The sequence below is a fragment of the Pseudomonas sp. P179 genome (genome assembly GCF_000478485.2).
Classification (GTDB): domain Bacteria; phylum Pseudomonadota; class Gammaproteobacteria; order Pseudomonadales; family Pseudomonadaceae; genus Pseudomonas; species Pseudomonas aeruginosa.
Map to the genome: position 1 here is coordinate 1 of NZ_KI517362.1, position 12,499 is coordinate 12,499.

General features: G+C 56.1%; 9 protein-coding genes and 1 pseudogene. 3 read left to right on the forward strand and 7 right to left on the reverse strand.

Annotated features, from left to right (window positions below):
- Positions 1-617: pseudogene (locus tag HMPREF1224_RS43570) on the reverse strand (IS1380-like element ISPa33 family transposase); the annotation flags it as partial.
- Between the two features lie 79 nt (positions 618-696).
- Positions 697-1,896 (reverse strand): hypothetical protein, encoded by a 1,200-nt coding sequence (locus tag HMPREF1224_RS45150; protein ID WP_010794473.1) that lies wholly within the window; start codon positions 1,894-1,896, stop codon positions 697-699.
- Positions 1,897-2,181: 285 nt separating this feature from the next.
- Between HMPREF1224_RS45150 and HMPREF1224_RS43575 the strand changes: the two genes are divergently transcribed.
- A complete protein-coding gene (locus HMPREF1224_RS43575; protein ID WP_010794474.1) occupies positions 2,182-2,565 on the forward strand; it encodes a hypothetical protein in 384 nt (127 codons plus the stop codon).
- A gap of 98 nt (positions 2,566-2,663) precedes the next feature.
- Complete coding sequence (locus HMPREF1224_RS43580) at positions 2,664-3,719, forward strand: site-specific integrase (protein ID WP_010794475.1); 1,056 nt, start codon at positions 2,664-2,666, stop codon at positions 3,717-3,719.
- Positions 3,720-3,962: 243 nt separating this feature from the next.
- On the opposite strand, the gene HMPREF1224_RS0112940 is transcribed toward HMPREF1224_RS43580, so the two are convergent.
- The 4 genes from HMPREF1224_RS0112940 to HMPREF1224_RS43585 form a co-directional block, all read right to left on the reverse strand.
- Complete coding sequence (locus HMPREF1224_RS0112940; protein WP_031628766.1) at positions 3,963-4,490, reverse strand: hypothetical protein; 528 nt, start codon at positions 4,488-4,490, stop codon at positions 3,963-3,965.
- A gap of 31 nt (positions 4,491-4,521) precedes the next feature.
- The gene (locus HMPREF1224_RS0112945) at positions 4,522-4,818 is read right to left on the reverse strand and encodes a hypothetical protein (RefSeq protein WP_019438700.1); all 297 of its coding nucleotides are present in this window, start codon (positions 4,816-4,818) and stop codon (positions 4,522-4,524) included.
- On the reverse strand, positions 4,751-5,689 hold the full coding sequence (locus tag HMPREF1224_RS45155) for an alpha/beta hydrolase (protein WP_010794477.1): 939 nt from the start codon (positions 5,687-5,689) through the stop codon (positions 4,751-4,753). Before HMPREF1224_RS45155 ends, HMPREF1224_RS0112945 begins: the two co-directional genes overlap by 68 nt.
- 78 nt (positions 5,690-5,767) lie before the next feature.
- Entirely contained in the window at positions 5,768-8,356 is a 2,589-nt protein-coding gene (locus HMPREF1224_RS43585) for an autotransporter family protein (protein WP_010794478.1), read from the reverse strand.
- Positions 8,357-8,894: 538 nt separating this feature from the next.
- Between HMPREF1224_RS43585 and HMPREF1224_RS43590 the strand changes: the two genes are divergently transcribed.
- Entirely contained in the window at positions 8,895-11,831 is a 2,937-nt protein-coding gene (locus tag HMPREF1224_RS43590) for an AAA family ATPase (RefSeq protein ID WP_010794479.1), read from the forward strand.
- A gap of 16 nt (positions 11,832-11,847) precedes the next feature.
- Here HMPREF1224_RS43590 and HMPREF1224_RS45765 read toward each other — a convergent pair whose 3' ends face one another.
- Positions 11,848-12,447, reverse strand: a complete 600-nt coding sequence (locus HMPREF1224_RS45765; protein ID WP_171886903.1) for a hypothetical protein — start codon at positions 12,445-12,447, stop codon at positions 11,848-11,850.
- Positions 12,448-12,499: the final 52 nt, after the last annotated feature.

The window sequence follows — 12,499 nt, forward strand, 5'->3', positions numbered from 1 at the left end:
AGTGCCAGGATGGCCCAACTGTGTCGGGCGCCATCGATGTTGCTCGGGCGCAAATAGCTCACCAGCAGATGGCGACCACAGAACACATAGAGCGGCAGGAAGCAGTAATGGTCGTAATAGCCATGGAAGAAGCGCCCTTCCTGATCACCATGCACCGGCACATCGGTCGCATCGAAGTCGAGCACGATCTCAGCCGGCGCCTGGTCATGCTGGGCGATGAAGTGCTCCCACAGCAGGCGATGGGCTTGCACCACCGTTTCGCGATCGGCTTGCTGTTCCAGGCGCCCCAGAGTGGATTTGCCGGCCAGCGGTTGCAGGCGGTTGACCGCAGTCTGCAGCGCGTAGTCATGGCGCAGGCCGTCATGATCGTTGAGATCCTCGTAGCCGGCGGCCAGTGCATAGATACGCTGGGCGAGCAGTGTCTGCAGTCCATGCTGGACACGCCCAGGATCACGCCGATCGGGAACGATTTTGGCCAGGCGGCGGGTCAAGCCATGTTGCCGGTCGACCTCGCGCAGCAGCAACAAGCCCGCATCCGAGGTGATGTGACCACCGGTGAAAGAGGCCTCGACGAGGCGGCGAGAGAGGGGTGAAAAGTGGAGTTTTTCTGGTAGCATTTTGTGCGCGGCTGAAGACTTATGGGGCTTTGTTTGGCGACAAGAATCATAAGGCTTTCAGCCGTTTTTGTTTATGCGGTCATGAGAAATCCGGGCTAGCTCTCGGCTTTTTAACCGTAAGGCGCAAATTATTTCCATCAGCAGACGACAGGAGGATTGCGAATCCATCCGCATCTTCAATTTTAGCTCTGTACAATGAAGTCGAATTGAACCTTGGGTGCTCTATCATTATCAAGAGCATGCAAACTGCCGCAGCCTCGCTATTCATTAATCCTAAATACGGGATGAGCTTATTCTTTCCGTATCTAGCAACATATTGCCAATGAGAATTTCCGCTGTTCGATACCGGCCTTCTGTCACTCGACTTGAATTTTCGATGAGGCTTAGGGATCCCCCCCATCTCATGATGAACAACAGAAAGTAGGTTTCCAAGCAAGTTAGGATGTCCACCGTCTGCCTCAAAGTAATGGCGCCTAGTGGAAAAATCAAAATACCTCATAAGCCAAGGGTTCTCTTTCATATCCGTCAGATAACCACAGCCGGTATTCTTTATCAGCGCATCTCCCTCTGCCTGTTTCGATTTTAGTAGATTAAAGTCTTCTAGCGCGCACGACTTAATTGTATCCAGCACACGATTTATTCTAGCAGTGTACTCGGTCAGGTACTTTTCATCAGAAGCAGTTAAAGATATTGACTCAAAAAGATCGTCATTGTATGAGTTCTTATCCGGTCTAAATGATTTTGGTACCGAAACAACCGCGGCACCATCAACCACTGATTGCCTTTCAGTTATTATTTCTGATTTTCCTGGAGCTCGAACGTATGCACCTATAGTGATCTTTGGGATAACTTCTGCAACTACTAGAACCTCAATTAGCCTTACGAAAGACATCCACTTATTTGAGGTCGTTATGAGGGCCAACCCTTTTTCTGTCTCATCGGTATAAAAGCTTCTCCGAAGCTCAGATAGTTGAAGTTTGAAGTTATTCGCATCTGTGTCCTTAGGTTTTTTCCAGCCTCTCTTTCTATGCATCATTGCCCAATACTGGAGAATACGCCGTATAGCGTATGTAGGGGCCGCACTTGTGTAGCGTCTAGAGAAGCGCGAAATGCCTTTCAAAAAGTCTTCTGCATCCTCACCCAACCAATCAGTCAGGAAGTCAAAGCTGACGACCGTACATCCTGACTGGCGGCCATCGTTCCTGACCTTCAGTTCTAGCCCAGACTTCTTTTTCCCTGATGAAGCTTTTCCCTTGGTGGAGCGTGCGTGCCTAGCCATTTTTGCTCTCTAGCAGCTGAGTTTCGGGCGCATGCTCCACGACGGTTCTATTTCCCTCAACAGGGCTTGCTAACAAAAGGCACGTTTCATAGGCGAACTCAGTATTGGTGGTACTGGTGATGATAACGGCCGAGGTGAAGATTTCTCGGGATAATGACGGCCTGGGTGATTTGCTACAGGAGTGCGAGGACTGATGTTGGGATTCTTCCAGGTTTGGCTTCTGGCACGGTGAGGGGGGCGGAGAATGGTCGTCACCGTTCAACAACACCTCAGAAGGAGCTCCAAATGACCGACTTCACCTCCGGCTTCAACACCACCAACCTCAAGGTTCTTCGTGGCTTGATCAACAGCGCACTGGCCAACCTCCATCCCGAAATCAACATTGAGGCTGGAAAAATCACCTACGACCCGCAGGGGACCTGCACGATCAAGGTCGAGGCCACGGTCAAGGGCGCAAAGTCCAAAGCCCAAACTGAACTCGAACAAGCAGCCAACCTCTACGGGTACGACGTGTCCCAAACTAAACCGCATACCAGCCTGGGCCCCTGCAAGCTGGTGGGTTTCAACTCCCGGGCCAGAAAGTCGCCATGGATCGTTGAATGTCCGAAGGGGCGCTATAAGCTCGAAGACGATGTAGTTGAGCGGATGTGGGGCCAGAGCAAACAATAATCACATTCGCCACGCGAGGGCGCTGCCAGGGCCACTGGCAGCGTTCAAATCACGCAGGTCTGCGTTAGGATGCTTAGACCCTTCCAGCGACCTTGACTATGAGTAAGCGACCCGACAGCGACAATGCCGACATCAAGATGATGGCCATGGACTTCGAGTTGAAGTCAGCCCTCATCGATAGCGCCGCAGGTAGCCCGAACACCGACAAGGCCTACCGACAGGCTCGTGAGCATTTCAAAAGCAATGGGGGGCTGCTCCCTGCCACCGAGGAGATGGTGGATCGCTACGTGCGTACTTTCGCTGGAGAGCTCTCTGTTAATACCCTGCAGTTGCGAGTTGCAGCCATCGCAAAGTGGCACCAAGAGTTCGGCTTTCCTGACCCAACCAAGGGTAAGGTGAAGCGGACCATGAAGGGCATCCGGGCGTTGTTCAACAAAGCGCCCAAGAAGGCCCTCCCCATCGCGATCGAAAATCTGCGCAAGATGATCGACTACCTGGACACCGCTGAGCGCGCCGCAATTTCTGCCGGCGATTTCGCCAAGCAGCTAGCCGCTTCACGCAATCGGGCGCTGGTGCTTATCGGCTTCTGGCGTGCTTTCCGAAGCGACGAATTGAGTCGGATCGAGGCACACAACATCACGGTGATTCCAGACCGGGATATGCGGATTTTCCTCAGAAAGACCAAGCATGACCGTGATGCACTTGGCCAGGAATTCATCGTGCCGGCCCTAATCGAGCTTTGCCCCGTCAGGGCATACACGCATTGGCTCGAAGACTCTGGAATCCACTATGGGCCCGTCTTCCGACCTATCACTCGCTGGGGACGGATGGCGGATGAGGGGCTCTCGAGTTCCGCTATCGGTCCCATCCTGCGACGAGTTGCTGAAGCCGCCGGCGTAGAGCAGCGCTACACCAGCCACTCCTTCCGACATGGCTTTGCCAACTGGGCGATCGACGAGGGCTGGGACCTCATAAGCATGATGAGGTACGTTGGTTGGAAGAGTGTGCAGAATGCCCAAGGGTACGTTCAACCCAAGTTCAATTTCGGCAAGCTCGCCATCGATCAGCCGGCCTCGCTCAGTGCGCCGCGCTGGGAGCCGGGCCATGGTGAGGTCTTCCCAGGCATCGCGGAGCGCTTGGAAGACGACGAGTAACGTCGTGATAACCTGCTACACCTCGCCTCAAGGCACTTCATATGAGCGCAGCCCACCAAGCCACTACTGCCGGCGAAGACCTGTTGGACCTGTTCCGCCCGCCGCAATCCCCATCCCATCTGGAGAAAAGGCGCCGTGGCCCGTGCCGGCGGATGGCTTATGTGGTGACCGTTGGTTGGAAAATGGTAATCCCTGGCTAGAAGTTTAGGTGGCGTAAAAACCGCCAGCAGGGCGGTTTTTCTTTCACGGTTGGAGTGACAACCTGTCATCCGGAGCTTCCACGAACTTCTCGGTTGGAACTGGCACAACCCTCACCGAGCATGTCAGCGTGGAGCTTGCTGAGTCGAAATCACAGTCATCGACTTGCGTTTTTCCTAGCGGCCTGGTCTTCGGCAAGACAAAAAATCCAGACGTTTGAGGTTCTGCGTCGAACCTCACGTGCTGGACCGGGTTGAAGACGCCAGGCAGGGATTGAACATACCACCAGACGGCTAGGGTGACGCCTGACAAGGTCGCCAGGTCCTGCAAGAACTTGAACCGCAGGAGAAGGCTCAGCGCTACCAGCAATAGGCCGGCCGCTGTCACCAGGTAGCTCACGGATACAGCCGGGCCGTACAGGGCAAGCAAGATGAAGCCAGCGACCATAGCGAATGCTGTTGCGGATGCGACCCTCTTCAACCAGTACGATTTCCAACGTCGCTCAAGTACGTCGAGCCAACCGGTGAACCGTTCCCACTGGACGGGGATTAGATTTTTCAATTTCTTCAGCATCAGTTGGAACGTCCTTCTGAAAACGATGGCGTTAGGGGAAGCGGATGAGGTCTGGCGGAAGGGCGACGTTGAAGTGTTGTGCCATCCCGGCACGGAAACGCTCCCATTCTTCGGGCCCGGCCGGTTCGTGAGTGCAGTCCAGGCATTGGCCCTCCCCCGCCATCTGCTCTGCGATCGTCCGATGAAGGTCAATGCCGGCATGCTTGGAAAAGCGACCAACGCTGTTGCCGTCCGAACAGTTGACCCAGACGGTACCGCCGTCATGGCTGACGAGAACCTCGTAGATCAGTTCGCTGCCTTCTGGCTGGATGATGATCTGCTGTTGCATGACCGCGTCCTTCAAAGAAATGGGGCTGTTCAGCCATGGATGATCGGGGGCTGCCGCTCATGTCGCAGTTGAATGGCAGATCCCTTACAGCACGCCATGCGTCGGCGTAGCCGCGGTCGTGAGACGCACCTGGCACCACGACGGTGGACAGGCATTTTGCCTGGACCTGCAGGCTATACGCTCGTACGACTTCAGCAGGCACCACCTCGTCGTTTTGACCGATCAAGTGCCTCTGGGGGATGCCGGCGAGGCGAGCCGAGTATTCCAGTGGCGACAGCGATCCGAGCAGAGGGGTGATGTTCTTGAGCTTCGTCCAGGTCACAGGATCGACATTCCCTGCGATGGTTTGAACTTGTCTAACGTCATCACGCTCGCCGGCGAGGATCAAAGCTATGGCAGCGCCGCCGGAATATCCCACCAGTTCGAAGGACTCAGTCCGGTACCGGGATTTCAGGTTGTTCAAGGCGGAGTTCATGGCATCAACAGACGCCCGCCCAAAGCGTTCGGACGTCCAGAGCGCTGGTTTGCATGCACCAGTGACGACGAACTGGCAAGGCCTGGCCAAGTACGCTGCTGGCGCGGGATCGTCAGCAGCGAATTGAGCCATCAGAGACGTGTGAGGTGTTGGATCTGTGCTCGGTTGTGTTCGGGTGGCCCAGGCATGGCCATCGCCCTCGATATACACCCGAAGTGTGCGGTACCTGGTACCGGCGGGCACTAAGGCCTGGATATTGTAGGTGGGTGAAGGCAAAACCTCAGGGTGCAGACTGGACCCGCTCGAGATTTCCTTGAGGTTGACGTTGCTGGCGCAGCCTGAGATGGCTAGGAGCGCGCCGGCGGCGAGGATAATGCGGTTAAGGGCGCTGTACATCGGCTTTCCTCGGTCACATGGACAATGGCCCGCACGAGGCGGGCCATTGTGATTTGCTTTTCGACTTCCTGGTTTCGCTTAGAAGTCGTAGCGAGCTTTCAGCGAGAAGGTATCGGCGTTGAAGTCGGCTTTGCGCAGGTAGTTGTACGAGGCACCGAAGGTCATCGCGCCGACGCTGTACTCCGCGCCTACGCCAGCCTCATAGCTGTTGCGAGTCGGCTTGGCGGCGTTGCTGACAAAGGCGTTGCCACCCAGGACGAATGCGCTTGTGGTGTCAGCCTGGTCGGCGGCGAAGTCGTGGTAGGTCATCAGGGTGACTTCCGGCTTCAGAGTGCCGTTGCCGACGTTGAAGTCCTTGGCGAAGCGCACACCTGCGCCCAGCTCAGCAACTTCGATGCGCTGGCCACCTACCGACAGTGCCGCGGAGGAGCCCTTCTCGGTGTAACCGTCGATCTTCAGGTTGCTGTAGCGCAGGGCTGCACGAGGCTCGACGATGTAGCCGTCACCCACGTTGAAGCCGTAGCCGCCCAGGACGTTCAGGCCGAACAGGTCGGAGTCGTAGTCGCCCTTCGCAGTGGTGCCAGCGATATAACGCTTGGACTCGTTGTCGTTCTTGCCGTAGGTCAGGCTGGCGTCGACGAAGACCGGACCTTGTTTCCAGCTGCCGTAGGCGATCAGAGCCTGGCTCTTCACATCGGTGCTGTTGCCGTCGTTGGAGTCGACATCGCTGGTGGCGTAGCTGTAGGCCAGACCGAGGGTGGTCTGGTCGTTCAGCTTGCCGTCGGCGCCGATGATGATGCCATCGGTATCGGCGTTGAAGCCCTCGATCTGATTGCGACGGTTCTGGTCGGCGTCGCTATGCAGTGCCTTGATCCATACACCGGTTTCCTGAAGAACGTCGCCGGAGGACATGCCGGACGAGGAGCCCAGGCGGGAGTTGATGGCGTTGGAAACCAGCGATTGGGTACCCATCGCAGCTTGGGTAGCTCCGCCGTTCACTTGGGGAGCCAGCTGCTCGGCCAGTTTGGCGAGCTCGGCCTCGGAAGCGTTGGCGAAGGCCTGGAAGACCTGATCGTCGCTGCTCATGTTGCCCATGACCGAGTCCACGAAAGGAGTGATGGCGTTCAGCGCGTTACTGCTGGAGCCCTGGCCTTTCAGGATGTCCTGAGCGGCATTACCGGTCTTGCCGGTAACGACGGCGGTGACCAGCTGCTCGCCGATCTGGTAGGACTTGACCTGCAACAGAGCGGAGCTGCTCTTCACTTCGAGCCCGGCGTTTTGAATGTCGTCCGCAGATACCAGGGTGTAGGCAGTGCCCTGGCGGGTACCGGTGAAGTCGCCCGGGTTGGCGGTGACATTCAGCTTGCTGCCGGCAGCGAAACTGGCGGTGCCGTTGACGCTGACCACCGGAGTGTTTACGTTGGTGCTGTCGCTCAAGCGGACCTGCAGAGCTGCGCCGGAGGCGATGCTCAGGTTGCCGGTCAGGTCGGTGTGCAGGTTCGACAGGTTCAGTTGGCCGCCCTTGATCTGAACATCATCGGCTTCGATTTCGCCACCGATGAAGTTGGCGTTGCCATTGACCTGCATGGAGTCCAGGCCTTCGATGTCGCCGGCGATGGTACCGCCGTTGAAGCGAAGGATGGTCTGCATGTTGCCATCGATGGACTTCTCGCCACCCTGAATCAGGCCGCCGTTCTGGGTGATGATGAAGTGGTCGGTACCGCTGCCATTGCCCGGGCGATTGCCGATCTGAATGGCGATGCCGTCGGCAACGATGTTGCCGCTATTCACGATGCCGTTGTTGCCCAGGTCGGAATTGGGGCCGGTGGAGTCCATCACCAGAATGCCGCGAGAGTCGGCACCGCGAGCGATGATGAGACCGGTGTTGACGATGGCGTTGTAGTTGGTGTCGTCGACGGTAATGCCAATTGCATTGACGCCGTTGGCGGTGATGCCGCCGCTGTTCAGGATGTCATGACCGAACTGCACATCGTCCAGCTCGATGCCGATGGAGTTGTCGCCGGACACCGAGATGTTGCCCTTGTTTTCAACATCGGCGCCGATTTTGGTCTGGTTGTTCACGTCGGCGCCGTTGGAGAAGGCGGTGATGCCCTTCGCGCGTTCACCAGTCGCGACGATGTTGCCGCTATTGATGACATCGCCTGCCAGCTTGGTGTTGCCGATCTCGATACCACGGGCTTTGTCGGTTTCTACGCCGTCCGGATCATCCAGGACGTCGATATTGCCGTTGTTGATCAGGCTGTTGGCACGAACGCCGTCCATCACGATACCGACCGCGCCGGCGCCGGTCAGATCGATGTTGCCGTTGTTGATGATGTCGCCGGTGACTTCGGTACGAGTGGCGTTCTGGTCGTCGCTGATGTCCAGGTCCAACCCGTCGACAGCCGAGCCGCGGGCGGTGATGTTGGCGTTGTTGACCAGATTGCCGTTTATCTTCACGCCTTCAAAGCCAACCCCATCCTCGCCTTCGATGCGCTGAGCATTGCCAGTCAGGGTGACGTTGCCGTGTTCGCTGAGCGACAGGGCTACTTCGGTATCACCGCTGACGTCCTGGGTCAGGTCGGATACGCCCGAGACAGCGTATACGTGAGTGCTTGCTGCGATCGATGCCGCCAGCAGAGTCTTGCGCAGGGTGCTCTTGTTCACAGGTACTTCATTCCTTGTCTGATGGTTTTCAGCCTCCTTGCGCCTGTTGAAGTCTCTACTTCGGGCATTGGGGCAGTGGAGGTGAATTGCCAGCATAACGAGGCGAGCAGTGGATTCAAGCTAATCCGTGCTTTTTTTGACGTCATTTTGCAATCACATTCGTCCCTCATATTCGGGAGCGAACCTGCTGATTTGGTCAAGAAAAATCAGTGGCTTACCGGTTTTCCAGGTCCTCGCCGTGGGTTTTCCGCCGAAAAATTGGCGACCGATATTTGGTTGTGAACCTTTTCACAGATGGCATGGCCTAGTAATATCACCGCCGATGTCTCATCGCAGACACATAAAGCTCCGCGAGTATGCGATTACGCAACCGAGGAGTCCGTTGAAATGAGGGGGGGAGCAGTGCCCTCTGCCAAAGCCGGTGCCAGCCTTATGTCTGGCTCCTTCGACTCCGTTCGCCTGGTGCAAGCGGTAGGTCTCTGCTTTTGTAGAGCGCACCATCTTGGGTATTCCCCCCTGATCCATTGGAGGGGGTACCATGCTGTCGAGTGCGACGATTTCTGTCGATGATCTTCAAGCCAGGGCGCTGGCTGCGGACGAGGCTGCAAAGCAGGAGTTTCGGAACAAGGTTCTATCGTACGCGAACGATTACAGATTCGCTCTGAAGGAAGCCAGTCGACTTTTAGGGGTTAGCGCTGGGTTCTTACGCAATTATGCGGCCCGGAACAGCATCGAGTTCTCAAATCCTGATCTTCGAACCAAAGAGGAGAGCAAGTCGATCTTCAAGCAATACGAGGAGATCCGCTTGTCCAAGGAACCCAAGCGCGTTGAACCACGTAAGCCGTTGCTCAAGGCTGACGAACTCCAGCTACCACCGCAACTCGACCTGCTTTCCAAGAAAGCGCACTGGGAGCGCCAAAACAAATTTTTGGAGCGCGTCCAGGAACTGGCAAAGACCATGACCATGAAAGAGGTCAGCAAACGGGTAGGTGTCAGTCTTCGGTTCCTCAAGAACTTTTCCTACGAACACGACATTGAGTACGTGGGTTCTAAAGCCCGGCCGGTTAATGAGGCGCTGTCCCCTGTCTTCATCGCCGAAGAGCCGCCAAGCCCCCAGTTGATTCAATTCCTGTCTCGTCCTATGCCTCGCGTGAGCGAAATCTGTGAGGACGAGCCCACTGATAGTAAAGAGGCCCAAAACGCCGAGCAGGCTATCAGTCACACGATTGTATTGGCTGGCCCCCAACCCGAATCGAGCCAGATTGCGGTAGCCACTGAATCACACGCCGACGCCGTTCTGGACCAGGGTGAGTCTGGGAAGTCAGAGTCCGATCGTTATAGTCCGCAAGCTCCAGCATCCCGGAGTGAAACCGACTTGAAAATCCTTGCAATCCCTCAAAGTCTGGTCGATGAGCCTCAAGAGACATCGGCGCCCCCCAGCCAACTGACCGCCCTCATGGCCTCTCCAAACGCGAAGGGTGAGCCGCCATTGAGTAACCTTCCATTGCCGGCGACTTTTGTGAACCAGCGGACCCAGAGCGCAGCCTGGACAGCTTGGTATGGGTCAGCAAAAACGGTGGCCAGCGTAACTGAGCAAATCTGCAAAGCGAAGATCTCCGCTCTCGGCGATACGCGGATGCTGATGCGTGTACCGCCCCACGCGGTTCTGACCTCGTGGTTGATTTCTCCGCAATGCTACTCCGCGATAGTGAACGCATTCCCGCCCGATGAAGCCATTAGTTTACTCCCCATAAGCCGCTTGGAGGCGAACCTCAAGCACGTGCTCGGTGCTGAGGTCGGAGAGATTCGATCGCTCTGTAATGTAGGTTCGGCCACAGAAGTGGCCCGGGCCGTAGAGTCGATCTGGCCTTGGACATCCCGGCTCCATGACCATGGAGGCTTTTCTCGGCACACCTGCGTTACCTTGCTAACTATCGGAGCACTGCTGAAGGGACTCCATTGGCCCAATCTCACGTCCACGGACGCTTTCCGCATTGATATGTCCGTTACGACACTTCTGTCGCTCCTCCCTAACCCTCTGGATCGTCTAATCGCCACATCTTCCTCACGGGTTCGGCAGATTGGATACGCGGGCCTGGCGGGAGTGGAAGTGGCTGATGACGCCAATGTCGGAGAGTATTGGCAGGCGGTAGGTTCCGAAACTTTTAAATCCTGTGTCGATGAGGTCAAACGGCGGGCGTCCACTGTTGAGTCAGGCCTCACTCGCGTTTCACCTTCGGAGCTGAGAGCTTTCGAACTGGAACGAACGCTGTTGGCGGTGCGCCCGGACTCCCAGGTGCTACACGAGCTCTACTCCAACTTTGTCAATAATACCGGCGCACCCAACTGGAACGCCTTGCTCGACTCTCTTGAACTCTACTCGGCCATGACCGAGGTCCCGTTGGACGCCAGAGTTTTTGCCCGTGATCTGTTTAGCAGGCCTATTCAAAATCTGCCGTCTCCAAACCTGGAGGCCGTACAAATCTTGCGCAAGGCCATCTGTACCAGTGTTCTGCAGGAAGAGCCTCTAGCGTTTCGACAGCGTGCAGAGAAGCAGATGGACGCTGTCCAGAAGGTTCAGTCGCAGATCAAAGATCTGGGTGACAACCTGACCGCGGCGAACATGCTCAAACTGGCAGATCTTGCAGAGCATGGCCGCGATCAAATTCTGGCGAGTCGAGAGTGGTTTGAAGCGGAGATCAAGACCTACGCGGCCGAGGTCCGGCATTGGCGCGGCTTTTTTGAAGATTGGCAGCGTCTGGCGGCTCCTCGGGAGCAACTCAGGGAGAAGGCTAAGCCTAAGGTGAAGGAGCCGCCTATTCAGGTAGCGGAGCTGCCTCCCGAATCGGATGTAGTAAAGGAGTTGCGTAACGAGCTCGCGATTGCAGAGCACCGTAACCAGCATCTCGAGCAAGAACTGAGGGATGCGAAGAGCGAGGCACATCGCCTCCGCCAGGTTGCGGATGCTCGCCCGCTTCCAATTCAGCAATTCGCCCCGCTGATTGAGCCATCTCTCCTGCGCCGTATTGCCACTCGCAAGGGCATCACTCCGGTTGATGTCCTTGCGTACCTGCAGGTGGTTTCGGGTGATCGTGTGGAGATTTTGGAGTCAGCATGGAAGTCGGCGAAGGCTTCGGACAAGTTTGCCTACTCCGAACGCATGCTGGATCTGCTGGATATTTTGGTGAACCCCTACTTCGACACCCTTGCCGCGGGTAAACCTGATTCGGTCGCACGCGAACTCCTTGGCGGGTCCTATGTCGCTAAGGAGTCTGATGCGACGAGCAATTGTGGAAAGCTACGTGCTCAGCGTGAATTCAGCTACCGGGGGAAGCGTACGTATTTCGAGCGGCATCTGCGGGTTGGTTCTGGCATCGGTAACCAGGTTTGTATGCGAATTTACTTCCAGATCATCGAGTCGAAGATCGTCATCGCTTATGCAGGCGAGCACCTGGATATCGCAAGTACGAACTGACTCATCTGGCCGGCGATCAATCGACGGCCGGCCGGAGTGTCAATTTTTTCCTAGCAGGCCCTGAAGGGGGGAGAGGCTTACCAGCATTCTTTTTCTCCAGCTTCTTCAAGGCCTGTTTTTGCCGTTTCCGTTGCAGGAACGTGCCCATCCCGCGATATTCCAAAAATAGCTCGAGATCTTGGTCCTTGTTCGGTCGCACGAGCGCGATGTACCCTTTTGAAATGAAGCGCACGGGCTTATCCTCTCGCTTTCCTCCAAGCAGCAAGCCCTTGCGATCATGCTGCAGTACAAAGCCTATAAAATGGGTTCCTGAAATGAGAATGATGGAAATCTCTACCTTGTGCTTCAGGCAGTAGTCGAGGTAGCGATTTTGCTCAACTTGAGAGCGATCGATCATTGGCTTTGGCGTCTGCTGGGGCATACCGTCCTTGTGCCCTTCACTATGGTTTTCGTCAGGCAGCATAAAGCCGCGCCACATCGTAGGGAGCGGCTTTTGAGCATTTTTCACCCCGGATACTATCGGATTGCCATCGGATTTTCCCCCCTCTGATAAACCTTCGGACGGATTTTTCGCGGCAACATTCCTATTTTTTCCAGCCGTTTCAGGACTGAGCAAAGGTCTTAGCCAGTCCGTTGGGTAGAATCTTCTACATTTTTCTGAAGGATTG